Source organism: Anabaena sp. TISTR 8404 (assembly GCF_056847745.1).
This window is the reverse complement of sequence record NZ_CP180578.1, coordinates 6,568,610-6,593,430: the sequence shown is the minus strand read 5'-3', so window position 1 is coordinate 6,593,430 and position 24,821 is coordinate 6,568,610. Positions and strand designations below refer to the sequence as shown.

Below are 24,821 nucleotides of genomic sequence, written 5' to 3'. Positions count from 1 at the left end.
GGCTTGTACATTCTTTATTTGGCTAACTAGCAAGTCATCATACTCTTGCCTGGGAACCGAGTAAAGTTTAAGTAAATAAAAGTTAAAGCTTCTCAAACAAATCGTTATTTTGCAGAACCCTCAGATGGCAACCGTTTTAGCAATCGAAACCAGTTGTGATGAAACTGCCGTCGCAATTGTAAACAATCGTCAAGTTCGCAGTAGCATTATCGCTTCTCAAATCCCAGTCCATCAGCAATATGGTGGAGTTGTACCAGAAGTGGCATCTCGCCAGCATTTGGAAACGATCAACGAGGCGATCGCTCAAGCTCTAGAACAAGCTCATTTAGACTGGTCAAAAATCGACGGCATCGCGGCCACCTGCGCTCCTGGTCTTGTGGGAGCGTTGTTGGTGGGATTAACTGCTGCCAAAACTTTAGCGATCATACACAATAAACCATTTTTGGGAGTTCATCACCTCGAAGGCCACATTTACGCGACTTACTTGAGTGAGCCAACTTTAGATCCCCCTTTTCTTAGCTTACTGGTTTCAGGCGGACATACAAGCTTGATTTATGTTAAAGACTGTGGTATTTACGAAACCCTGGGAGAAACTCGTGATGATGCTGCCGGGGAAGCTTTTGATAAGGTGGCACGGTTGTTAAATCTAGGTTATCCAGGCGGCCCAGTGATTGACAAGTTAGCACAGCAAGGTGATCCCCAAGCTTTTACCTTGCCAGAAGGCAAAGTTTCGCTTCCTGGTGGAGGGTTTCATCGCTATGATGGCAGTTTTAGTGGCTTAAAGACAGCCGTACTCAGGTTGGTACAGCAATTAGAGAAAGATGGTGGGCAAATCCCTGTGGCAGATGTAGCAGCAAGTTTTCAGGCAACTGTAGCCAAAGCACTAACCAAACGTGCGATCGCCTGCGCCCTTGACTACGGTCTCAATACCATTGCTGTTGGTGGCGGGGTAGCTGCAAATAGCGGGTTAAGACAACACTTACAGGCCGCAGCCAGTGAACATAATCTGCGTGTTTTATTCCCACCCCTGAAATTTTGTACCGATAACGCCGCTATGATTGCTTGCGCCGCAGCTGACCATTTATCTCGCGGTCATATTTCGCCATTGACTTTAGGTGTTGAGTCACGGCTATCACTGAGCCAGGTGATGAAGTTATATCAAACCGTGTAATGGTCAATAGTCATTTGTCCTTTGTCATTCGCCATTTGTGATTGATTCAAAACTATTGACCATTGACCAATGACTATTGACTAATAACAATTGACTCATGACTTTTGACTATTGACTGGATATGATTAGCAACTGCATCTGGTTGTTCTAACATTGCCAAATGACCACAATCAGGAATTTCAATCACATTGTCGCCACAGTATTGAAACAGTCGATGAAAGCTGGCTAAATGGCGAACATACTTGGGTTCCATCACCTTGTCATCGGCACCAGCTAAAAAGTAAACTGGCTGCTTCAACTGCGAGACTAATTGGGGTAATCGGTTAACTTCCTCTTCAGTTGTGGATTCTAAGAGTGATCCCAAAGCAGCTTCTGGGTCAGCAACCACGAAATCTATTACCCGTTGACGCGCCCAATGACGGTCTAAGGGGCGGGATACACTAGCTCTAGTGAATAGCAAATCAATCAAAGGTAGCTGTGATAGCCAGCGCGGACGAACTTGTAAAAAACGTTGACCTGCTGAACGAAATTGTTCAAAAGCTTCTTTGAGATAAATACCACCACCAGCGTTAATACAGATCACACCTTGAACACGTTCAGGCATAAGGGCAGCAGCCCAAAGAGCGATCGTACCCCCCAAAGAGTGTCCAATCAGCCAAGCGCTGGTAATATTTAGCTCTTGTAACAATGCTGCTAAGTCTTGAGCATAAGCAGTTGGTGTATACAGAGAATCAAATTGTGAGCTAGACCTATCAAGCAAATGGGATGTCAGACCAACAGTAGTTTGTATATGATTTACATCAGTTTCGGGCTGGGACTGAGACTCACCAAAACCTCGCAAATCATAGGATAGACACTGTAAATCTACAGACAGACGGGAAATCACAGGTTGCCAGTATCCACGGCTATTTAGCCAACCGTGGATGAACACCAAAGCGTGGGGGCAGGACGTGGGAGCGGTTAACTCGTATGCGTGTGGAACGCCCAAGATTTCTATGGTTGCCATACTTATATCGTACCCTTAAGGATGGGTACGACTAAATACAGAGTACAAAAGGTAAAAAATAGAGACGCTTAGCCTAGATCTGAGGAACTAGTTTTTTACTCAGCATCTAGCACATTCAAGTCAAAAGGCAGAAAAAAATTTCATATTTATTTACCTAACAATCGCTGGCGAACTCCTTCAGCAATTTTGTGTCCTAAATATTCAGGAATCAAGCTTTCATTCGGCCCCAACAAATAAAGAATCAGGCGCGTTCGTCCCCGCCAAACTAGCAAATTAGCATTGACCACTAGCAAATCTTCCTGCCAGATGGCGTACATCACTTTGTAAAATAATCCTGGTTGGTTATCCGCTTCAATGACCAGCGCTGGCAGATGAAATACTGGATCAACATAAAATTCAGTTTGTACTTGTTCTAAGCCAGCATCTAAATTAAATTCTACAGCCAGCATTTCTTCTACTTCAAAGCGCCCTCCTAAAGCCTCCCGAATAGCCCGACAGACATTTTCTGCGGTTTTCTCTGTTAAAGCTTTACTACCACGAGATACCAAAAGTTTGATGAAAACTAACATTGGAGGTCGGATTTGACCGTACAGACTAAGGCCGTGAATAGTCAAACCGTAAGCTGCCAACACACCAAAAATATCACTAAGGAGAAATGACTGGTTGCGGTAGGCAAAGTGCAGAGCGCTTTTGCTACCTTCCGGCTTCAACTCTATAACGGCGCGTCTGGTTTTATATAGACGGTAAGCTAATCGGAGATTTTGCAGTTGAATCTCACTACTGACAAATTGCTCATAAAACTGGGGAAACGCTCGATTAAAGCGCTTTAGGAGTTCCAGTGTCGAAGATTTTAAACCAGAAGCCATTGTTGGGGTAAGACTCGCTTGCTGTTGTCACCTGGGGACTGAGGACTAGGTACTAGTAAACATTATTCCCAATACCCAGTACTTAATACCCAATCTCCATATATACAATTGACTCTCAAAACTTTGTCTTTTGGGAAATTTCTCCTAGGCTTTACAACAAAATGCTAAAGTTGAAAATGATTGGTATAAAACACGCAATCAAAAGCTGTTGCCATTGACTATCCCGACAACATCCGAAAAAAAATCAGTATGTAGGGTATAAAATGGTGTTAGCTTGATAAAACGTGCATCATCACTCAAAAAGAGTGGTAGCCAATTCAGTTATACTACCCGAACCGCGTTGGCATGGGTTTTTGGAAAACTTGGTTTAGTACTCCTGAATCTGTAGCGACAAGTAAAACAACCTCCTTTGAAGAGCATACAGGAGAAATTGGTGGCTCAAGTGCCAGTGGCGATGCTGCGGCGCGAAACGCGGAACGCATCGTTTTTAGCACAGAGCGAGATATTGACCTGTATGAATTAGAAGAACTGTGTGATGCAGTGGGTTGGTCGCGTCGTCCCTTGAGAAAAGTAAAAAAAGCTATTGAGCATAGTTTTCTCGTCGCCTCGATGTGGCAAGTGCGAGGGAACCAAAGGCGGCTCATTGGTTTTGCCCGTGCTACTTCAGATCATGCGTTTAATGCCACGATTTGGGATGTAGTAGTTCATCCAGACTTTCAAGGTAAAGGACTGGGTAAAGCCTTGATGAAATACGTACTCAAAAAACTCAGAAGCGAAGAAATTAGTAATGTAACTCTCTTTGCTGATCCCCATGTGGTAGATTTCTACCGGAGTATGGGTTTTATGGCAGATCCTGAAGGCATTAAAGGAATGTTTTGGTATCCTCACTAAAATGCTGTGAACAAAATAACCAAAATCAAAGCGAGTCTTTTTAATTGGAACAGTTAAGTAGATATTGAGGCTCAGCACTCAGCACTTTCAGAGCAGGAGGCAAAAGCTAAAAACATTACTGTTCCTAATATTCGCTCTTTTACAATCTCCTAACCTATATGCTTTTGGCTAGAAAATATAGAATTTAGTTGGCAAATCTATGTTAAGCCTGCTATAATAATAAAGCTGGTGTGTTAAGATGATTATCTTGGAATACTCAAGCTAATCATAAATTGCTGTTATTCTTGGTTTAAGTTTTGTACAAACCAAAAAGCAGAATCAGCAAAAGTTAACTGAAGTATCCGGGATGTAGCGCAGCTTGGTAGCGCGCCTGCTTTGGGAGCAGGATGCCGCAGGTTCAAATCCTGTCATCCCGACTTAAATTAATGATTTGCGAAATATCCTATCTGTTCGTAATTAATAGATAGGATATTTTTTTATATTGTGAAGTAGCAATTAGAATTTACTATCGTTGAACTTTGTTGGGAATAGGATTGGTGTAGTAAGTTTGACAATTAAATTTTCAATACTACAGGAAAAAATCATTTCATTTGTTTGGTGTCGTCAAAGGTTGAGGAATTATCTACTGAATTGTGGAATCAGCCGGCAAGCATTCTATGTATTGATTTAGGCAGTAATCAACTCAATGGAACAATGGAACGAATTATTTTGCGATCGCGTCACCAGTTTTTGAGAAAGACAATAAAATGGCATTAATCGTCTCGACGGTCGGCAAAATTTTTCATTCTTTGAGATCTGTCTATAATAGGCATCTATAATTTTTGTGCAGGAATCAGGCAAAGCGAAATAAAAAAATCAGGTTGCGGCACAATTGACTGTGAAAAAATCCCGTAGGAGTTCTCAAGAATTTAGAAATATCCCATTTTGTGAGTTGATTGTGACCATTTAACAGCCATTATGGCTTTTTTACATCTCAAATGGATTGCTATATAACTAAAACAAGTTAGTGCTGTGCAAATCCAACCAATTAGTCTGATTTAATTAAAAACCATTGACACGAGGAGTAGTCATGAAAGCATTAGTTCGCTGGGGCGCAACATTGGGTTTAGTCGGGAGTACTCTGCTAGGCACAGTTTTTATCGGCAACGTCCCAGTGCTGGCATTGTCAGAACAACAAATCAAAGAAAAACTAGACTCTGTACCCGTATATCTAATTACCAATGAAAAAGGATTACCCTTGAGTCGTCCTTTACCAGAAGGTCAAAACGGTCAAAAAGCTGGTGGTTCAGTTACAGGTGTTTACCTCAGCCGCCAGGAAGCTCAAGCCTTTATCAACCAACTGCGGAGTACAAACAACAAAGATCCCAAAATGGCCGAAATTGTCAAAAGTCTACAGGTAACAGCTGTACCTTTGGGAATCATTTATCAGCAGTTGCAAGAAACCAAAAACCAGCCAAACCGTTTGGTATTTGCATTTAAACCAGTAGATCAGGATGTTAAAGGAGCGCTGGAATTACTTAACCAAAGTGGTCAAAAAGTAGAACAGTTCCGCAGCGTGCCAATTTTTGCAGTTAGATTCGCACCTGATCAAGGCTATGTATCCATCAAATCGGCAAACGGTAAAGACCAACTTGTACCTCTGTTTGTTAGTAAACAAGACGCACAAGGTTTGTTAAGCCAAGTAAAACCAAAGTTTCCCAAGGCTGATATTCAAGTTATAGATATAGATGGTGTGATCAAAACTCTACAAGACAAAAACGAAGATTGGCTAAAACAAGTTGTTTTAGTGCCATCCCGAGAATCAAGAGAGTATATTCAGACTCTACCAAAGAATTCAGCTAGTGGTAATAATGCACAGCCTGCAAAGCCAAAACGTTAAAGCATGGCGAATCAACAGCCACAAGTAGTTTCTGGTTTACAACTTTGGCAGTGGCGCAACCAAGCAATGCAAACTGCGATCGCCACTGCTGTGCCACCATATGAAGTTGACTGGCTGCTACAAGAAATCGCTGGTTTAGACCGCTTGGCACTGCGTTTAGAGTTTTTCAAAGACTGGTCTGAAATACCAATGGCAATGTCTTTGGCAGATTTAGAGCAGCTTTGGCAGAGACGATTGCACGATCGCTTACCAGTGCAATACATCGCCGGAGTTACACCTTGGCGAAAATTTAAGCTGGTGGTGTCGAGTGCGGTGCTAATTCCTCGACCAGAGACAGAGTGCTTAATTGATTTAGCAGTAGCAGCTATCTCTCAAAGTCAGACCATACCTCCTTTAGACCAAGGACATTGGGTAGACTTGGGGACTGGGAGTGGTGCGATCGCTATTGGACTGGCAGACGCGTTGCCAAAAGCCACAATTCATGCTGTTGATTACAGTGCCGCCGCCTTGCAAATTGCCCAAGCCAACGCCCAAAATCTGGGATTTGCCGACCGGATTCATTTTTATCAAGGTTCTTGGTGGGAACCATTAACACCTTTGAAAGGCCAATTCAGCGGTATGGTTTCCAACCCGCCATATATTCCGACTGAGACTGTGGCTACCTTAGAACCAGAAGTGATGCAGCATGAACCACATTTGGCATTAGATGGTGGTGCTGATGGTTTAGAGGACATTCGCCATTTAATTGAAGTCTCGCCTAGTTATTTGCGACCTGGTGGCGTGTTGCTGATTGAAATGATGGCAGGACAAGCGGGTGCAGTGCGAGAACTTTTACAAAATCAAGGTAGCTATTGCAATATTCAAATTCATACTGATTTAGAGGGAATTGAACGTTTTGCCTTAGCTTTCCTGAGTGGAGAGTAAGGGCAACAATACACCCTTACAGGAGTTATGAGTGAAAATACAAAAATTACACGTTTTCATTCATAACTTCTCATTCCTATTCAATATGCCTCAAGTTTCTCTAGAAGTCCTTATAGCTGGCGCACAGGCTGGTTGCTTAGTGAGTTTTCCGACTGATACTGTGCCAGCATTGGCAACTTTACCAGAAAAAGCCGGGTTAATTTTTGCAGCCAAGCAGCGCAGTCAGGATAAACCTTTGATTTTGATGGGTGCTAGTGCTGAGGATTTATGGCCTTATGTCAAAGGTAGCGCACAGGAGTATGAACTTTGGCAACAAGTAGTCAATAAATATTGGCCAGGAGCGCTAACCTTAGTGTTACCAGCCAGCGATCGCTTGCCGCCAGAGATGAACCCTACTGACCCAACCACAATTGGCATCCGAGTGCCTGATAATGCGATCGCTCGTTCTATTTTGGCGAAAACAGGCCCCTTAGCAACAACCAGTGCTAATTTTTCTGGTCAGCCGCCTTTACAAACAATGGCAGAAATTACGATGCAATTTCCTGAGGCTTTAACCTTGGCAACTACAGAACTTCTTAGCGAAGTTTCTGGGGTTGGTGTACCTTCCACCGTTGCCAAGTGGACAGGAACAAACTGGCAAATTTTGCGCCAAGGAAAAATCACACTGGATTGATCAGGAAATCCGTAAATTAGTTTTTTACCATTGTGGTCAATTAAAAAGTTAATAATTGCCAAATTATGAATTGGAGCAACTGGGCATATCTCGGAGCGGGAATAATATTAGGAATAAGTTTTCGTTGGTTATTTGCCAAGTCGGCAAACACCAACGCTAACTTATCTCTAGTAGGGTCAGAAGAGCCAGAAAATCTGCCAAAACTGCTGCAAGAGATCAAGAAAACGCAACTGGCGTACCAAATGGCACAGGAAATGAGCCAGTTTAAAGCGGGTTTTTTAGCGCGGACTACCCATGAATTGCGATCGCCACTGAATAGTGTAATTGGCTTGCATCAATTAATTTTGTCAGACTTGTGTGAAAACCCTGAAGAAGAACGAGAATTTATTGCCCAAGCTCACGAAAAAGCGTTGAAATTGCTCAATTTAATGGATGAAATTCTCAGCATCTCCAGAACTGAATACGGTACGAACAAATTAGATATTCAACCCCGCTCTTTAGACACGGTTTTTCAAGAAGTTAAAGACTTAACTTATATGCTGGCGGCGAATCGCAATTTTTCGTTGCAGGTGTTACCAATAAACCCAGAAATTCATGTGTTGGCAGATCACCGCTGGCTGCGCCAAGTATTAGTAAATTTAGTAGACACTGCAATCCTGCAAATGCAGGAAGGTAGCATCTGTGTTTCTGCTAGTGTCTCCGATACTACTAATAAGGCTCATATTTATCTGGATGTTCCTTCCCATGCGCTACCTGAAAGTGAGCCGATAGATTTAATTAAACATAATAATCAGCCTCCTCAAATTCACGATGAGAAGGCCAATCTTTCTCCAGGAATGAAATTATTACTCAATCAAACATTGTTAGAAGTAATGGGAGCGAAACTAGAAATCCTCCCCAATTCAACAATATCGGAATCAACTGAACCGCTAACTAGGCTTCAAATTTCCATTCCCTTAGCTTGAAACAGTTATGAGTTAATCAATTTTGGATTTTAAATTTTGCGAAAAGTTGAGCCAGTGCGTTGGGGAGACAGTGCGTTGCGGAGGTTCCCTCCGTTGTAGCAACTGTCGTCGGGTTTCCCGGCTTGAAGCATCTGGCGTTGCGTGGGCGGGTTTCCCGACTTGAGCAAACTTTTCAAGACGGATTTTAGATTAGGAAAATCTTTCAATCTAAAATCGGCAATCTAAAATCTAAAATTTTTTAGTCCCTAGCCTTTATTGCTGAAATTGTAGTTCCGCTGCGGATAGAGAATCGAGGTGTTCAGATTGGTTATGTAGCACCATAGTCGTGGTGGTATTGGGGGTGAAACCAATTTTTTTGTAGAATCCCTGCTGATGAGTGGTCATTAAATATACTCGCTCAACCAACTTCATCCGGGGATGGCTCAAAACAGTTTCGACCAACTTGCTGCCGAGTCCAGTGCCTTGGTAGTCTCGGTGAATTACCACATCCCAGATTGTAGCGCGATAGATTCCATCAGAAGTTGCTCTAGCAAAGCCAATAAGTTTTGTGTCATCCCACAGAGAAATTACTGGGTCACTGTTGGTAACAGCTATGCTTAAATCCTCAATACTACGTCCTTTTGCCCAAAAAGCTGAAATATTAAATAACTCTTGGAGTTGGTAAAGGTCGACATCAGAATGGCGATCGCTAAATCTAATCTGAGGATAGTTCATGTGTAGGACTCAATTACAGCAATAAGTATCTTTGCTTTTATTTAGTCATATTGTGCTAGAAATTTCTCCATACGTATACCTACCTGCAACTATATCCAAATTTATTTATCTAAGCTTAAACTTACTGACAAATTAATTTCCACAGTGGATGAGTTGGCCCTTGCTTGCGGATGCGACAAACTTGTTTTTCTAAACGTTCCTTTTCTTGCTGTGGTAACCCCATCAAAATATTCCGGCTTTGCCAAACTAAAACTGAAACAGTCATGGCAATACAAAAACTTAAACCTAGGGTAGACAGTGGATGGTATATAAGTCCATATCGCACTGCTACCCAGGTAAAGTATTGTTGCCACAAAGCAATTTCTGAGCGTAAATCCCACAGACAAACAGGTGAAATGAGCAGCCATAAACAGCTCACAAACAACCATCTGCCATATACAGTTAGCTGATGTAGTTTCTGAACTTGTTGGGCAAACAATGGGTCAGTGATGGACGGCTGTTCAGATTGATCCATATTCAAGATGAGAAGCAGAAAATGAGGGAATAGGGAGAGTAAAAAAGACAAGGAGAAGCTACTATTGCCTCTTGACTAATTCTCCGCAGTTGTGTCTATTGCTTCGTTGCTTGTTACTAGGGTAGATTGAGCTTTACGTTCTCGCCACCAAGTCAGGAGAGTACTAGCAATAAAAATACTGGAGTAAGCTCCTGCTGCAAAGCCAAGAATGAGAGCTAAGGCAAAGTTTTTTAGAGTTTCTCCCCCAAACAAAAAGATAGCAATTAAAGTTAACAAAGTTGTTAATGTAGTGTTGATTGATCTAGCCAAGGTTTGATTGACCGCATCATCTACAATCTCAGCTATTGGGCGGTTGGGATTAATTTTGAGGGTTTCTCGAATGCGATCATAGATGACCACTGTATCGTTGACTGAAAATCCTGTAATTGTCAGCAAAGCAACAATGAACAGGCTATCGACTTCAGTTCCCAAAACCAGACCCAAGATTGAGAATATGCCTACTGTAATCAGTACATCGTGAAACAGAGCGATGATCGCAAAGATGGCATAGTCCAACTGGAACCGGAAGCTCAAGTACAAGACAATCCCCGCAAAGGATACAATCAGGGCGACCATCCCAGAGGTAAATAACTCTTGTCCCAAGGTTGGGCCAACAGTGTCAATTTGGTTTTTCTGTTGGTCAAAAGTCCCGACTTTTTCGCTTAAAGCATTTTGCAACTGGGTACGCTGGTCGCGGTTTAAGTTTTTTGTCCGAATTAGTATGCCGTTTTCTTTGCCTGTTTCTTTGTCAGCAACAATTTGGATACTACTATCACCTAGCCCTTGTTCTTTGGCGACTTCCCGAACAACATTGATATCAATTGGCTGATCACAGTTCTGCGGTTGAGTACAATCTCGTTCAAACTGTAATCTTGTACCACCCACAAAATCTAAACTGGGACGTAGAGGCGCTCGAATATTTGGGTTTTGCCAAGAAATGATCATTGAGATGATCCCCGCCAGGGTCACAGCACAAGAAATAGTCCACCAAAGCGATCGCGATTTATTTATACTCAGTTTCATTGAGCTACCTCAGCCTTATTAGATGCTCCTGATGCTGACAGGTTCGGACAGAAAAATTCTGGTTTCCGCAGTGCAGGAATAGAAATTGCCAAAAACATGAAGGTACGACTACAGGTAATGGCAGTAAACATACTTACTGCTACGCCCAAAGCCAAAGTTAGGGCAAAGCCTTTGACTAAACCAGCACCTAGCCAGAATAGCGCAGCACAAGCAATAACTGTAGTGACGTTGCCGTCTAAGATACTAGAAAAAGCACGGTAAAAACCTGATTCCACAGAACGATACAGTGATTTACCTGCTTTTAACTCTTCTCGTGTGCGCTCAAAAATTAACACGTTAGCATCCACTGCCATACCAATACTGAGGATAAAACCTGCAATACCTGGCAGTGTCAGTGTTACACCCAACAAAGAAAAACTAGCCCAAGTCAAGATAGCGTAGATAATCAAAGCAATATCTGCAATTAATCCTGGTAGCCTGTAGTACACAATCATAAATATTAATACTAAAAGCAGACCACCACCGCCAGCATATATACTGCTGGTAATACTGTCTTGACCCAAAGTTGCCCCAACAGTACGGATTTCCGCAATTTCTACAGGTACAGGTAACGCGCCACCCCTCAGTTGCACACCTAAATCGTTAGCTTGTTGTGCTGTAAATGTGCCTGTAATCACAGCTGAACCACCAGTAATCCCAGTAGCAGCGAATTGCGGCCCGACTGTCGGCGCACTGATAAGCTCGTTGTCTAGAAAAATACCAATACTACGACCTGTACCAGCTAAGTTTTTGGTTAATTCTGCGAATATTTCACCACCCTTTTGGTCGAAGCGAATCGCCACATTCCAATTGTTACCTTGTTGAGTAGGTTCACCGTAAGCATCTTTGAGATATTTACCGTCAAGTGGTGGCTTGGTGCTTTCAAACAATTCAGCGATCGCTTGATTATTTTTCTGTAACTCTTCTTGATTTTTGGCAATTGCTGCTTTATCTTTGCTGTTGCGTAATTCTTGCTGCTTTGCTTTTAGTTCGGCGCGTGAGGCTTGAAACGCAAACAGTTGAGTTTCTGTATTTGGTTTTTGTTGGCGGAATTCTAACTGTGCAGTACCACCCAACACTCTTTCTGCTTGTTCAGGATCGTTTACTCCTGGTAGCTGTACAAGAACTTTATCTGCACCTACGGTTTGAATTACTGGTTCAGAAACACCAAGGCCGTTAATTCTACCTTCGACGACTTTTTTGACGGCTTCTAATTCACGGTCGGTGATTTGTGGGATTTCTGGCGTTGGCTTGACTTGAATTGTCAGTTGGGAGCCTCCGCGCAAGTCCAGTCCTAAAGGCACAGGAATTTGGACAATTGCCACAATCGCGGCAATGATGAGGACAAAAATTAAAGCTAATATTGAGCGCTGTCTTTGCATACCATAACTCGCATCTGACAAACGCTATAATAGCGTTCTTTGAAGTATGAAGTATAAAGTATGAAGTTTGAAAGGTGTAGACGCGAAGCGTCTTGCTGTCAGCTTGGCTGAAATTCCAATTTCAGACTTCAGACTTCACACTTCATACTTTTTTAGACGCGCATTGCGACCATTTTCTGAACAGCTTCGACGATTTGCTCTGGCTGGACGATGGTGAGACGCTCCAGAGTACCGTTATAAGGTGTGGGTATATCTTGAGAAGATAGACGCAAAACAGGTGCATCTAATTCATCAAATAGGCGATCGTTAATTGAAGCAGTTAATTCTGCGCCAATACCCCCAGTCCGCATACACTCTTCTACCACAATTACGCGGTGGGTTTTGCGTATAGATGCACCGATGGTATCAAAGTCTAGTGGTTTGAGGGATATTAAATCAATTACTTCGGGATCGTAACCTTGTTTTTCTAAAGTTTTCACGGCTTGCATCACATGATGGCGCATCCGTGAGTAAGTCAAAATTGTGACATCTTTACCCCGACGCACAACCTCAGCTTTATCCAAAGGCAGGAGGTATTCTTCTTCTGGTAAATTTTCTTTTAAGTTATACAAAAGTACGTGTTCAAAGAACAGGACTGGATTGTCATCGCGGATTGCTGATTTTAGTAGCCCTTTGGCATTGTAGGGTGTGGAACAAGCGACAATTTTTAATCCAGGAACGGCTTGGAAGTAAGCTTCTAGGCGTTGGGAGTGTTCTGCACCTAACTGTCTACCTACACCACCAGGGCCGCGAATCACCATTGGAATTTTAAAGTTACCGCCGGAAGTATAACGCAGCATCCCGGCGTTGTTGGAGATTTGGTTGAAGGCTAAGAGCAAAAAGCCCATGTTCATACCTTCTATTATCGGTCGCAACCCAGTCATGGCCGCCCCTACTGCTATACCAGTAAAGCTGTTTTCGGCGATGGGAGTATCTAAAACCCTCAGTTCACCATACTTTTTGTACAAGTCTTTGGTGACTTTATAGGAACCGCCATAGTGTCCTACGTCTTCACCCAGAACGAATACACTGGAATCACGCGCCATTTCTTCATCAATGGCTTCCCGCAGAGCGTTGAAAAAGAGTGTTTCTGCCATTTAAACCTTTAGTTACGACTGTTGTTTTAGAATCTTATCGCGCTGCCGTGACCAATACGGTGAGCGATCGCACTAGTTGGGGATGAGTTTTTGAAATATTAGTAAATCTACTGAATTTTACCCTAAATAATGTTTATTTAGTATATACATAATTTGTCACGCTTACGATTATGTCCGGCGATTATTCAGCTGATAAAAAACATGAGTAGATTTTGATTTCCTAGTTTACTGACATCTGCTAGAGCGCTCATTATTGTACTTTGTAGTCTGTTTACTTTGATGATCTTGGGATACACATCCTATCGAATTTATCAAGAACTATTGCGACAGCGTAACGTTTCTAACATAGTTAATACAGAGAATAACTCTAATGTTCAAGTCAAAATAAATTTAGGTTTATTTGAATCACTCAAAGGTACGCCTTGGTGGTAACGCGACAATTACCACCTTTAGAGTGAAAAGTGCTGAGTGCGGAGTACTAATGAGTAAAGTTAAGAAACTAGTGCAGTTCAGCTTTACAGTAAAGATTTCTTCATTTCACACTTCACACTTCACACCTCACACTTCAGCCTTTTTGTACTAGCTGCAAACAGGCGAATCTGTTACCTGAGCTATCTGATTTTCAGGAAAGCGTTTTGGTCTTCCGGGTTTACGTTTATGTCGTTGATTGATAGATTTTTCGCTGGCGGCTGCCAATTCTTCTGGTGTACATCTGAACAGACGTAAAGCCTCTAGATATTTTTTGGGTGTCATTGTAGGTTCAGTACGCCCAGCTTCCCAGTTACGCACACTGGTTTCACTAATTGCAAGCCTGAAGGCCACCTCTGCACGGCTAAGTCCAGCACGTTCTCTCAGGACTTGCATATCCATAGTTTCATGCTCCCCTTAAAAATAATTTAGAATTTATTTATTAAATCGATTGGCGTTTAAGCCAATTGCAAAGAATTTATTAACTATCTTATTTTATAAGCGATCGCCTGATCCTCTAGCAAACGAGGTATAACATTCATAATGTAGAGGTTTTAATGTACAAGCAATTTCAGCTAGAAGACGAAATAGTAGAATTTGCTGTGCGTCGTTTGAAAATAATAATCTGATTCCCCACTATCGGATTTCGGGCGATTAATCTATCTTGAGAATCGACAATTTCTAAATGACTAAAATTTAGTTCTTGAGAACGTTGTAATATTTCAGACGCGAGTTTATCTTGTTGAGATTCTTTAAGAGTATACCAATCTTCATTAATTTTAATAATTAGATTGCTAGTGCGAAAATTAGCTTGAATTGACTTTATCAGGCCAGAGGCAAAGCGATCGCTAATTTCTGCTACTTGATTCTCAATAGCTGCAATCAAAATTTGTTCTGGTGTCAATTCTACTGCTGGTGTTGGTGTTGGTTCAGGTTCCGGTGTTGGCGTGGGAGTGACTTCTGCTTCCGGTTCTGGTGTTGGTGTGGGAGTGACTTCTGCTTCCGGTTCCGGTGTCGGTGTTACTTCTGGTTCTAGTGTCGGTGTCGGAGTGACTTCTACTTCAGGTAGTGGCGAAATTTCTTCTGGCGGCTGAGGTTCTGGTGCAGTTGACTCTGGTGGAATAACTGTTGGCGTAGGTACAGGAACCTCTTCAACTGGGGGAATTGTTGCTATTTCAGTCGGTTTACTAGTAAAGACGCTAGAAGTTGTCCAAACCAGAACCACAGTAATTCCAGCAATAATTCCTGTCAAAGCCGTGTCTGACAACTTTCTTGAGAAACTTGTTGGTAAAAAAGACCGAATTTTAGCTAACAGTCCACGCCAAATCAACTGTAACTGCTGCCAAAAACCTGAAGCTTCCTCTGTTGCAGATGACTCAGCCTCTAGTTTGACTACAGCTGTCTCTAAAACCCCAATTGTTCCCCTCAGAATTCGGATAATACCCGCCTTCCAAATTGGCTGCTTTCTCTGGGAGGGTTCTTGGGGAGAAGAAGATTGTGAATTTTGATTGTCTTGAGACATGGAACTTTCACCAAAAGCAGCGAATCAAAGAACCAAACCGTATTGAAACAGCATCTGTCTGTTTTGCCTTAATGTATCTTATACTGCGTGCTTGTATGAAACTATTGCTGCGTTGAGACAGCCTTCATACTTCACACTTCATACTTCATAAAATTATGAACCTGAAACGCCGTCAATTTTTATTCTTAGGTAGCCTGGGAGCTACAGGACTTCTTGGTTGGAATTTAGCTCGTCAAAATAACTATACCGATGATTCAATAGCAATAGCTGCCAAACCAGGGAAAAAAGACTTACTATTGCGTTTTGTTTCTGTTGCAGATACAGGTACTGGTGCGAGAGGACAATATGCAGTAGCTGAGGCGATGAATTTTTATCACAAGCAAAACCCATATAATTTAGTCGTTTTAGCTGGTGATAATATTTACAACAACGGCGAAATCGAAAAAATTAATGCAGTTTTTGAACGTCCTTATCAACCTTTACTAAAAAAAGGTGTAAAGTTTCAAGCGTGTTTAGGTAATCACGATATTCGTACTGCAAATGGTGAATTGCAACTTAAATATCCCGGCTTTAATATGCAGGGAAAACGTTACTATACATTTCGCCGCAATCAAGTGCAGTTTTTTGCTTTAGATACTAACAGTAATGCTGATTGGAAAAAACAACTACCTTGGTTAGAACAAGAATTAAGCCGTAGTGATGCACCTTGGAAAGTAGTATTTGGGCATCATCCAGTTTATGCGTCTGGTGTTTATGGTATTAATCCAGAGTTTATTAAGACTTTTACTCCTTTGTTTCAAAAATACGGTGTGCAACTTTATATTAATGGTCATGAACATCACTATGAACGCACTAAGCCTATTAATGGTACAACTTACTTAGTAACTGGTGGTGGTGCAGGCACTCGTCCTGTAGGGCGTTCTGAGTGGACAGAGTATTCTGCTTCTAGCTTGAGTTTTGCGGCTTATGAAGTGTATCCAGATAGAATAGAAGTTAAGGCTATTGGTACTGATAAGCGGGTTTTTGATCAAGGTATTATTCAGATTAAAACTGTTTAATCAATTCAGTTAATTTTTTGTGCAAAGGCGCGAAGACGCGAAGGCATTAAACTAAAGGTGGGTATTCCCCACCCTATCAATTAATAAGTTCTATTTGGTGATAGCTATGAGAGTCAAGCGCCTGAAAATGCAGTCATTTCGTGGAATTGGCGATTTGACCTTGGAGTTTGATGAACGGGAGCCAACTGTGCTTATTGGTATTAATGGTGTTGGTAAATCTAGTATTCTTGATTGTCTGGCTATTCTTTTATCACAGCTTACTGGTCAAATTCAAGATTCATTAGAATCTATACGTTTTTTTAGTACACAAGATATTATGAGTGGTTGTGATATAACTCATAACCAGATTACTCTTGAATTAGAAATGCAAGAATTTAAGTGGTCATTAGCTAATGCTATTGATTATGATTTACAAGCTCTTATTAAAGAAACATTGATTGTAGAAAAAGAATTAAGAAGTAATTTTAAAACTTATAAAAATGTTGATAATATTTTGATGCGGCTTAAAAATGCTCGGACAATAATAGAAACTGAAATAATGGACAAATTGTCTGAAGATGTGAAAACAGTAATTGAGAAACTAAATAATCTTTTAAGAACTATTCCGGATACTAATATCCCTTTAGTAGTCTGCTACAATGTCAATCGTGCTGTTATTGATATGCCTCTAGAAATTTCAGATGTATATTCTTTCAAACAAGTAGACGCTTATGAACAAGCACTTAATGGCGGAAGAATCGACTTCAAAATATTTTTTGAATGGTTTAGAAATCGAGAAGATTTAGAAAATGAAATACGAAGAGATAATTCTGAGTATCGAGATAAACAATTAGAAGCAGTAAGACAAGCTATATCTTCATTAATACCAGATTTTTCAAACCTGCGAGTTCAACGTTCACCTCTGCGAATGACTGTACAAAAACACGGTGAAGAACTTATGGTTCATCAACTATCTGATGGTGAAAAATGCTTGTTAGCTATGGTGGGAGATTTGGCAAGACGTTTAGCAATTGCTAACCCAGGTTTATCAGATCCCCTTCAAGGTAGTGCGGTAGTTTTGATTGATGAAATTGAACTACATTTACACCCAAAATGGCAAAGAGGAATAATTTTAGATTTGACAAGAACTTTTCCTAATTGCCAATTTATTATTACTACTCATTCTCCCCAGGTAATAGGTGATGTTAAACCGCAGGGAATTTATATTTTAGAAAAGACTGATAAAGGTGTTATTGCTAAACGCCCAGAAAGCTCTTATGGCAGAGATAGTAACTATATATTAGAAAATATCATGGATGATATAAGTCGTCGTCCAGAAATTAAGGAAGGTCTTTTAGAATTATTTCGGTTAATTGATGCAGGAGATTTGACAGGTGCGAGGGAATTACGTCAACAGTTAGCAGCAGAAATTGGTACAGATGAACCAGAGTTTGTGAAAGCAGATGTACTCATTCGACGTAAGGAAATTATCGGTCGATGAAGTCTATCAAAAAAGGTGAGGAGCCAGAAAAATTTGCAGCTTGGAAGGCTCTAGCAAATGATGATTGGCAACCTAGCTGGGATAATAATTTTCAAGCGCCAGAAAAACCGATTGTACATAATGCACTTCTAAAAGAACAAGGGTATATCTGTTGCTATTGTGGAATGCAAATAACTAGAGCAACTAGCCATATAGAACACCTCAAACCTCGAAGTAATTATCCTCATTTAGCGCTGGAATACACCAATCTTATCGCTTCATGTCAAGGAGAAAGTGAAGAACCTCCTCCTGTACCTGTGCATTGCGGACATCATAAAAAGTATTGGTATGATGAAAAGCTGATGGTTTCGCCTTTAGAAATGAACTGTGGCGATTTTTTTAAATATTCTGCTTCTGGTGAGATTTTAGCAACAGATGATTTAGATAAAAAAGATGCTGCTAATACAACTATTGAGAAGCTTGCACTGAATATTGATAAGTTGCAAAAAATGCGTGAGAAGGCCATTGACGCTGTATTGTTAGATATTGATGAGTTGACTGAGGTAGAAATACAGCTGCTAGTTCAAGGTTATGAGCAGCTTGATGCTAATGGGCAATATACTCCGTTTTGTGCTGCGATCGCTTATTTACTGAAAAACTATTTCTGCAATAGCCAAGTGTGATGCACGAATCAAATAATCACACTAATTTATTCCATATTGAAGATAAATCAGCAGGGAAGGCTTGAGAGCAATATTTCTTCCTTGCTGTTTTTTTGAGATTAGTTTTGTAGCTCTTTTATGTTTGATGCATAGAGTTTATCCATATTAGACTTTAAATAAAATGGAACATTGACACTTTGAATATTTCCTTGTTTTGTGTCAGATTTATCTAAATAATTTGATTTATTAAGATTATCAATTTCTTCTTGGCTGTCAGCACTATGTATTGAGCCATTTTCAGATGTTTCTGAGTCTAATTTTGCCTCTGTAAATTGGCTATGCTCTTTCATTAAACGACTGTAAGTTCGTTGAGGAATAAAGTGAAGCGGATTGTATCCAATAAAACGTAAAATTAACACACAAGCCCAAGAATATCTACCATCACTAATAGCTTCGATTACTTGAGTTAACTGTTCATGAGTAATGGTGCTGTGCAAATTTTTTTGAGAAGAAGGTATCTGGTAGTTCATGGCTAACCCTGTAGTAGTGCTTAACTGAAAATTAATAAGTAAATTATGGCTGGATTTTTGAAGTTTGATGAGTTGCTTGAACAGCAATATTGCTGAATCAATAACATTTATCTCTTGAGGCAATTGGCAGAATTTTCATCTACAATTTGCCTTCGTTAATTTTCTACAAACTGAACAAACTTTGGATTAAAAATCCAGATTCGATATCAGAAATTTGCCTAATGAATAGTTACCTAATACACAGAATACTCTTGAATTTGCTGCCAATTTAGCCAAAATGGCACTTTTTTAGAGACAAGACCAAGTATTTTGGGTAAAAAGTAAACAGATCTATTATTTGTTTACTTTTTACCCATGATGCGCAAGATTTAGTTTGACAAAGCAGCAGATTGCTGTTATTTACGTATTAATTTGCTGGTTTATAAGGTGATAGTAAAGTCCTTGAAGTGCCATAAGTTCTTCGTGAGTGCCTTGTTCAGCAATAACACCTTTATCTAGGACAATGATGTAGTCGGCATTACGCACCGTTGAGAGGCGGTGAGCAATAATAAAAGTGGTACGAGCCTCTGTTTGGCTCACACGACTGATGCGGCGAAGATTTTGTTGAAAACGTCGCTCTGATTCGGTGTCTAAAGAACTGGTAGCTTCATCTAAAATGAGAATGCGGGGATTACTTAAAATAGCACGAGCGATCGCAATTCTTTGGCGTTGTCCCCCAGAAAGACTAGAACCGCGTTCGCCGACTTTGGTGTTGTAACCTAGGGGTAAAGTTTGAATAAAAGCGTGTGCTTCTGCCAGCTTACTAACTTCAATTACCTGTTCTAAACTATACTCTGGACGATATAAGGTGATATTTTCGAGAATCGTCCCAGAAAATAAAAAGCACTCTTGGGGGACAACGCCCAATTGGCGACGCAAAGATTGAGGCGAAACATGACGGATATCATGTCCATCTACTAAAATTTTGCCATTAGTGGGATAATATAACCCCTGCAATAGATTGACCAATGTACTCTTGCCAGAACCGCTACGACCAACAATGGCAACAGTTTGACCAGGGTTTGCTTCTAAAGAAATATTTTGCAGGATATTGCGATCGTCATCTGCACTATAACGAAAAGTCACATTTTCAAATCTTATTTCTCCTCGAATTTGCGGTAGAACCAACATAGATTTTTCCGCAGTTTCTTCTGGTTGAGTGCTAAAAATATCATCTAAACGCTCTACGGAAACTAGCACTTCTTGAAATTCATCCCAAAGATTCACTAGTGATAAAACAGGGCCAATTACGTTACCAATCAGCATATTGAAAGCAACTAATTGACCTATGCTGAGTTGGTCTTGAATTACTAAGGTTGCTGAATACCACAGTAATGCTGTACTCCCCAATGTATTAATTAATCCGCTAATGACTTGTAAAGTAATCGCTAATTTCTGACCGCGAAATTTAGCATTGACTGTACTTGTAAAGTGGTCTTCCCATTGCCAGCGCAATTCGCGTTCGGCGGCGGCGGCTTTGACTGTGGCCACGCCTGTGAGCATTTCTACTAATGAAGAGTTTTGTTTGGCAGCTTCATTAAAAATTTCCCGCGATACCTGACGTAAAATCGGACTGGCAATTACTGTCAACAAAATAATCGGTGGTAATAGTGCCAGTACTAAAAAAGTTAATTGCAAGTTGTAATATGCCATGAGTCCGACATAGACAACTGCTGTTAGTGCATCTAGCCAAGCTGCAACTGCTTGTCGTGTAAGGAATACCTGAATTTTTTGGTTTTCTTGAACGCGGGTAATAATATCCCCTACGTGGCGAGTAGCAAAAAACTGAAGCGGTAAATTCAGGGTATGAGTAATAAAGCCAGTAATCAAACTCAAGTCTACTCGGTTGGAGAAATAGTCGAGCATATATTGGCGAATACTTACCAAACCAATGCGCCAGAGACTAAATACCAACGAACCGATGATAAAGACGTGTAAAGTGCTGAGACTTTTATGAACTACCACCTGGTCAAGAATGACTTGAGTTAACAGGGGAGTTACCAAACCAAACATTTGCAGCAGCAAAGAAGCAACGATAATGGGTAGCAACAGTGAACGGTAAGGTAAAAATGCGCTCCAAAATCGCCCTAATGATGGTTTGGTAGATTGTACAGCTTGGAATTGAGGTGTAGGCGTTAGTAAGAGTGCGTATCCAGTCCAGCCAGCTTGAAACTCTTTGATATTTAGCTTTTTACGCCCAATAGCAGGGTCAGAAACAATAACGCAATTTTTCCGCACTCGGTAAACAACTATATAATGGTCGCCTTGCCAGTGAGCAATCCAAGGATGTTTTTGATTGGCTATCCGGTTGAGACTGGCTCGTACTGGCCGAGCTTGAAAACCTATACTTTCTGCGGCGTTGGCTAAACTTCTGAGGGAGGCTCCGCCACGACCAACATTTGAGATATTTCGGAGAATATTGATACTAAATTTTTTACCCCAATAGCGGCAGATCATCGCCAAGCAAGCTGGGCCGCAATCAGCGGTACTTTGTTGCTGAATGAATGGGTAACGCTGGCCAAACAAGGGACGGCGTTGTTTACTGGGTAGGGGAAAGGTAATGAGGTTAGACTGGGTTTTTGCAGATGGCTGTTGCAGATTGGTGGTGGGTGTAGTTGCGACAGAATTTTTGTGGCGTTGACGAGTAACTGTCGCTTTGTCTGCGATTATCTGCTCGGAAGATACACCTAATAATTGTGGAGCGATCGCTTTAGCTTTTTCCCATTGTGCGATCGCTAGTTTATAAATTACTAAATCAGTTTTAGCAATCCAATCAGCTGGTATTGGCTCAGGATATCCCCAACTGTTACCAATACTAGGAAATGGTGTTGAGGGATTTTCTAGACTGTGAATTTCGCCACTACGCAGCCAGAAACGTCCATTCTCACTGGGGGTTGACTGTGACAGTACTGAACCAGCACTGACTTTTATTTGCTCTAAGTAAGGTACAAATTCTTTGAGGGTATGACTGGAAAGTTTGATCTGCGGTATATTAACAGCCGTTTTGAAAAATAGCAGAGTTTGCCGAATCGCTGTGATGTGACTCAGGTAGTCTTGCAGTTGCGCTAAGCGATTGCACCACTGTTTGAGGTTGGCTGTGGGGATAAAAGCCAGCGTACCTGGACTAGCTGCGATCGCACGATAAGCTAAAGGTTCATCGCTAAACAGTTCATCTGCACCGTAAGTTTCTCCAACTCCTAATAATGAAGTTGCTACTTCTTTTTGTAAGGTTGCATTCCAACTGACTAGCCGCACTTGGCCTTGGCAAATGATATAACAACCTGGAGAATTTTCGGCTTGATCAACAAGCTCATCTCCGAGGTTAAAATCCCGGATTTCAAAAGCTGGCGATAAGTTCCGCACTAACTTTTCATTGTTAGATAACCAACTCGAAAGAATATCAGATAACAGTTGGCGATCGTTGCGAGGCTGTACTGAAAAGTTATATTCTTCAGTTCCTAATACTTGTTTCATATTTTTTTTTAAAATCTTCTTCAATACTTAAAATTCATAGTTCTTATATATAGAAGTAGTGGATGAATAACCATGCTTCTGAGAGGATGTTTGAAAAGTATTATTGTTAATAACAAAATTTTAAAACCTAACCCCGTGAGCCTCCCCTTCCCTACAAGGAAATCGGGATTTCAAAGCCTCTCTCCGCTTCGGGGAGAGGTTTGGAGAGGGGTTTTAGTATCTTTCATGACTTTCCAAATATCCTCTGAAATGCTATTAATAGCAATTAATTTTTTAAAGCAATTTTGATTATTGATTTTCACTAATTACTATGAATCTTTTTTTGTTTATCAATCTGATTTATATATTGATATTTATATTATTCATGACTTCAATGTATACAAGTTTACTAGCCAGATATAATAGCAATTCTTGCTTAAACAGTATTGCCAGTTTGGCAAAAATATTTCGGTTTTAGCTTCATTAGCAAGGTGAATTAAAGAAAATCATAAATTCAATATTTGGTTGAATATTTTGCAGCCAAAATGGCAGTAATTTAGTCTAAATATATTGACTCTAATTAAAAATGCTTTATCTTAGTTAATGTGACCAAACAAAAGTTGGTTGCAGCAAAAATTCCCAAGAATTGATTCCAATTTCATTCCCAGGAGAACACAATGATTATTACTGATTTAGAAATTTTAGAAGTTGTTGAAGTTGCTAACGTTCAAGGTGGTTTAGTAACTCGTGGCTACCTTCAAAACGATCTTGTTAATGTAAATTTCAATTCCTTCAATCGCTTCCAGACTGTTGTTGTTGATCCTAGAACTTTCAACAACTCTGCTGCTGCTGGTGCTAAGGGTGATGCTCAAAACAACAGAAGAAACTTCTTGGGTCAAACTGATCCTACTTATTCCTACACCAAGGCTGATACTTTAGCTGTAACAGAATATCTAGGAGAATCCTTCTCTGGTAGTACTTCCGTTTCTGTAATTAACAGAGCTTAATAGCTAATTCAAGATAGGTTTTGAAAGCTTCTGCTTTTTACATTGCAATCTAATAATTTCAAGGAGAAGGTAGCAAAGTCACTATATTTCCTTGTTGAATTTTAATGAAAGCAATGTAATGCCTATTTTTGAATTGACTGGCTAACTTATTAGTCTATCAGCCAAAAACTGCTTGTTAAAAATAGTTTTGTAGTAAGTGTTAAAGCATTATAGACTTTTAGCGTCTTTTCCAAGGATAGCACTTACTACAAACTATCTTACATCATCAAAATTGATGACAGCAGATTACTAATCGGAAACCACTGAAAACTCAAAATTTAAGAGTTATCAGTGGTTTTCTAGTTCAAAAGAAAAGTGCTGAATATATTTGTTGCATTTTTTAAAACTGAATATTAAGTTTTCAGGTTGTAATACCATTTCACGAAAATCCTGATACAAATTCATTGCTTGTTTAATCTTTCCCCCTGCGCCCTGCTCCCTTGCGGTCTATTTGTATCAAACTTAAAGTGAAACGGTATAAGGTCGCTCTACCAGCTTCATTGAGGATTGTATGCAGAAATATTTGGGATTCACACACCGCTTTTTATTACTTACTACATCTTGGTTAGCTAGTTCAGTTTTATTAACTTCACCTAGTCAAGCTGCCACTATTGCTTTGTCTCAAGGAAGGTTATTATTTACCAACATTAGTCAAAGCCCTACAAGCACTTTTACTAATACCGACACTAACGCTACATCAATTTTTAATGGGGGTAATGTAGCTACTAATGCTGATGCGATCGCTTATCTAGGAACTACCCCACCAGTAGGATATAGTTTAACGTCCAGTCAAGCTTTTGGTGAAAACAATGGTTACTTAGGGATAGGAAAAAGCAAATCTACAATACAAGGTATTTTTGATGTAAATAAAAATACCAATTTTTTCTTTAATTTCACAGGCGATTTAAATCTAGCAACTTTTACAGATAATTCCAACAAGGAGAAAGCAAGCGCTAGTGGAAATCTAGGTTTTGCATTAATTAATCTTGCTAATAACAATGTCTTAGATTATTTCCTAGTTGGCGGAAGTTTAACAACAGCAGGCAATGATAGTCTGATATATCAAAACAGCAAGAATGTCAAATTTGGTGCATTTACTATGTCTAATAGTACTGGAGAACAAGAATTTACAACAACAATTTTTAACGGTTATTTAAACCATTATTTTCAGGATCAAACTACTATAGCTTTAGTAGCATTCAATTCAACTCAATCTAGAGTTTCAGTGCCTACACCTTCTATGTTACCTGCGCTAATTTTTGGTTGGGGTGCAATTAGTGTCGGACTAAAAAGAAAGCGTCAAAAAAGTAGCGAAACTTATTTATCAGAAAAAAAGTAGGATCAAAGTATTAAATTAATCTT

The 24,821-nt window shown here is 40.3% G+C and carries 25 protein-coding genes and 1 tRNA gene; 14 read left to right on the top strand and 12 right to left on the bottom strand.

The annotated features are described in order from the left end of the window. Positions 1–124 precede the first annotated feature (124 nt). A complete protein-coding gene (gene tsaD, locus ACMX3D_RS28435; protein WP_482749112.1) occupies positions 125–1,171 on the top strand; it encodes a tRNA (adenosine(37)-N6)-threonylcarbamoyltransferase complex transferase subunit TsaD in 1,047 nt (348 codons plus the stop codon). A gap of 73 nt (positions 1,172–1,244) precedes the next feature. On the opposite strand, the gene ACMX3D_RS28430 is transcribed toward tsaD, so the two are convergent. Continuing rightward, the gene (locus tag ACMX3D_RS28430; RefSeq protein ID WP_482749111.1) at positions 1,245–2,177 is read right to left on the bottom strand and encodes an alpha/beta fold hydrolase; all 933 of its coding nucleotides are present in this window, start codon (positions 2,175–2,177) and stop codon (positions 1,245–1,247) included. Between the two features lie 146 nt (positions 2,178–2,323). Beyond that, positions 2,324–3,043, bottom strand: a complete 720-nt coding sequence (locus tag ACMX3D_RS28425) for a hypothetical protein (RefSeq protein WP_062296711.1) — start codon at positions 3,041–3,043, stop codon at positions 2,324–2,326. Positions 3,044–3,388: 345 nt separating this feature from the next. Between ACMX3D_RS28425 and ACMX3D_RS28420 the strand changes: the two genes are divergently transcribed. The 7 genes from ACMX3D_RS28420 to ACMX3D_RS28390 all read left to right on the top strand — a co-directional run bounded on the left by ACMX3D_RS28420 (position 3,389) and on the right by ACMX3D_RS28390 (position 8,375). Continuing rightward, positions 3,389–3,934 (top strand): GNAT family N-acetyltransferase, encoded by a 546-nt coding sequence (locus ACMX3D_RS28420; RefSeq protein ID WP_482749110.1) that lies wholly within the window; start codon positions 3,389–3,391, stop codon positions 3,932–3,934. A 342-nt stretch (positions 3,935–4,276) separates the two neighbouring features. After that, positions 4,277–4,350: transfer RNA gene (locus ACMX3D_RS28415), tRNA-Pro, on the top strand. Positions 4,351–4,528: 178 nt separating this feature from the next. Then, the gene (locus ACMX3D_RS28410; protein ID WP_482749109.1) at positions 4,529–4,690 is read left to right on the top strand and encodes a hypothetical protein; all 162 of its coding nucleotides are present in this window, start codon (positions 4,529–4,531) and stop codon (positions 4,688–4,690) included. Between the two features lie 313 nt (positions 4,691–5,003). Then, complete coding sequence (locus ACMX3D_RS28405; RefSeq protein ID WP_482749108.1) at positions 5,004–5,813, top strand: Tic22 family protein; 810 nt, start codon at positions 5,004–5,006, stop codon at positions 5,811–5,813. Positions 5,814–5,816: 3 nt separating this feature from the next. Beyond that, positions 5,817–6,737, top strand: a complete 921-nt coding sequence (gene prmC / locus ACMX3D_RS28400; protein ID WP_482749107.1) for a peptide chain release factor N(5)-glutamine methyltransferase — start codon at positions 5,817–5,819, stop codon at positions 6,735–6,737. Between the two features lie 85 nt (positions 6,738–6,822). Continuing rightward, positions 6,823–7,410, top strand: a complete 588-nt coding sequence (locus ACMX3D_RS28395) for an L-threonylcarbamoyladenylate synthase (RefSeq protein ID WP_482749106.1) — start codon at positions 6,823–6,825, stop codon at positions 7,408–7,410. 65 nt (positions 7,411–7,475) lie between these two features. After that, positions 7,476–8,375, top strand: a complete 900-nt coding sequence (locus ACMX3D_RS28390) for a sensor histidine kinase (protein ID WP_482749105.1) — start codon at positions 7,476–7,478, stop codon at positions 8,373–8,375. Positions 8,376–8,404: 29 nt separating this feature from the next. On the opposite strand, the gene ACMX3D_RS28385 is transcribed toward ACMX3D_RS28390, so the two are convergent. The 6 genes from ACMX3D_RS28385 to ACMX3D_RS28360 form a co-directional block, all read right to left on the bottom strand. Continuing rightward, positions 8,405–8,551 (bottom strand): hypothetical protein, encoded by a 147-nt coding sequence (locus tag ACMX3D_RS28385; protein WP_482749104.1) that lies wholly within the window; start codon positions 8,549–8,551, stop codon positions 8,405–8,407. 76 nt (positions 8,552–8,627) lie between these two features. Next, a complete protein-coding gene (locus ACMX3D_RS28380; protein WP_482749103.1) occupies positions 8,628–9,089 on the bottom strand; it encodes a GNAT family N-acetyltransferase in 462 nt (153 codons plus the stop codon). Between the two features lie 121 nt (positions 9,090–9,210). Beyond that, positions 9,211–9,603: a hypothetical protein gene (locus tag ACMX3D_RS28375; RefSeq protein WP_482749102.1), complete on the bottom strand. Its 393-nt coding sequence runs from the start codon at positions 9,601–9,603 to the stop codon at positions 9,211–9,213. A gap of 75 nt (positions 9,604–9,678) precedes the next feature. Next, positions 9,679–10,665, bottom strand: coding sequence for a protein translocase subunit SecF (gene secF, locus ACMX3D_RS28370; RefSeq protein ID WP_482749101.1), 987 nt, complete (start codon positions 10,663–10,665; stop codon positions 9,679–9,681). Then, positions 10,662–12,086, bottom strand: a complete 1,425-nt coding sequence (gene secD / locus ACMX3D_RS28365; protein WP_482749100.1) for a protein translocase subunit SecD — start codon at positions 12,084–12,086, stop codon at positions 10,662–10,664. Before secD ends, secF begins: the two co-directional genes overlap by 4 nt. Positions 12,087–12,238: 152 nt before the next feature. After that, the gene (locus ACMX3D_RS28360; protein WP_482749099.1) at positions 12,239–13,222 is read right to left on the bottom strand and encodes a pyruvate dehydrogenase complex E1 component subunit beta; all 984 of its coding nucleotides are present in this window, start codon (positions 13,220–13,222) and stop codon (positions 12,239–12,241) included. 285 nt (positions 13,223–13,507) lie between these two features. On the opposite strand from ACMX3D_RS28360, the gene ACMX3D_RS28355 reads away from it, so the two are divergent. Continuing rightward, positions 13,508–13,654, top strand: a complete 147-nt coding sequence (locus ACMX3D_RS28355) for a hypothetical protein (protein WP_482749098.1) — start codon at positions 13,508–13,510, stop codon at positions 13,652–13,654. Positions 13,655–13,801: 147 nt separating this feature from the next. Here the strand turns inward: ACMX3D_RS28355 and ACMX3D_RS28350 are convergent, their stop codons facing one another. Further along, the gene (locus tag ACMX3D_RS28350) at positions 13,802–14,092 is read right to left on the bottom strand and encodes a helix-turn-helix domain-containing protein (RefSeq protein WP_482749097.1); all 291 of its coding nucleotides are present in this window, start codon (positions 14,090–14,092) and stop codon (positions 13,802–13,804) included. A gap of 169 nt (positions 14,093–14,261) precedes the next feature. Continuing rightward, positions 14,262–15,212: a hypothetical protein gene (locus tag ACMX3D_RS28345; protein WP_482749096.1), complete on the bottom strand. Its 951-nt coding sequence runs from the start codon at positions 15,210–15,212 to the stop codon at positions 14,262–14,264. Between the two features lie 155 nt (positions 15,213–15,367). Here ACMX3D_RS28345 and ACMX3D_RS28340 point away from each other — a divergent pair, with 155 nt between their 5' ends. The 3 genes from ACMX3D_RS28340 to ACMX3D_RS28330 all read left to right on the top strand — a co-directional run bounded on the left by ACMX3D_RS28340 (position 15,368) and on the right by ACMX3D_RS28330 (position 18,412). After that, entirely contained in the window at positions 15,368–16,270 is a 903-nt protein-coding gene (locus ACMX3D_RS28340; protein WP_482749095.1) for a metallophosphoesterase family protein, read from the top strand. Positions 16,271–16,376: 106 nt separating this feature from the next. After that, the gene (locus tag ACMX3D_RS28335) at positions 16,377–17,750 is read left to right on the top strand and encodes an AAA family ATPase (RefSeq protein WP_482749094.1); all 1,374 of its coding nucleotides are present in this window, start codon (positions 16,377–16,379) and stop codon (positions 17,748–17,750) included. Then, positions 17,747–18,412 (top strand): retron system putative HNH endonuclease, encoded by a 666-nt coding sequence (locus tag ACMX3D_RS28330; protein WP_482749093.1) that lies wholly within the window; start codon positions 17,747–17,749, stop codon positions 18,410–18,412. The genes ACMX3D_RS28335 and ACMX3D_RS28330 overlap by 4 nt, the downstream gene beginning before the upstream one ends. A 98-nt stretch (positions 18,413–18,510) precedes the next feature. On the opposite strand, the gene ACMX3D_RS28325 is transcribed toward ACMX3D_RS28330, so the two are convergent. Both ACMX3D_RS28325 and ACMX3D_RS28320 read right to left on the bottom strand, forming a co-directional pair. Then, entirely contained in the window at positions 18,511–18,921 is a 411-nt protein-coding gene (locus ACMX3D_RS28325; RefSeq protein ID WP_482752447.1) for a HetP family heterocyst commitment protein, read from the bottom strand. A gap of 399 nt (positions 18,922–19,320) precedes the next feature. Beyond that, entirely contained in the window at positions 19,321–22,434 is a 3,114-nt protein-coding gene (locus ACMX3D_RS28320; protein ID WP_482749092.1) for a cysteine peptidase family C39 domain-containing protein, read from the bottom strand. A 656-nt stretch (positions 22,435–23,090) separates the two neighbouring features. Between ACMX3D_RS28320 and ACMX3D_RS28315 the strand changes: the two genes are divergently transcribed. Together ACMX3D_RS28315 and ACMX3D_RS28310 are read left to right on the top strand one after the other, a co-directional pair. After that, positions 23,091–23,420 (top strand): hypothetical protein, encoded by a 330-nt coding sequence (locus ACMX3D_RS28315; protein ID WP_482749091.1) that lies wholly within the window; start codon positions 23,091–23,093, stop codon positions 23,418–23,420. A gap of 550 nt (positions 23,421–23,970) precedes the next feature. Continuing rightward, complete coding sequence (locus ACMX3D_RS28310; RefSeq protein ID WP_482749090.1) at positions 23,971–24,798, top strand: hypothetical protein; 828 nt, start codon at positions 23,971–23,973, stop codon at positions 24,796–24,798. Positions 24,799–24,821: the final 23 nt, after the last annotated feature.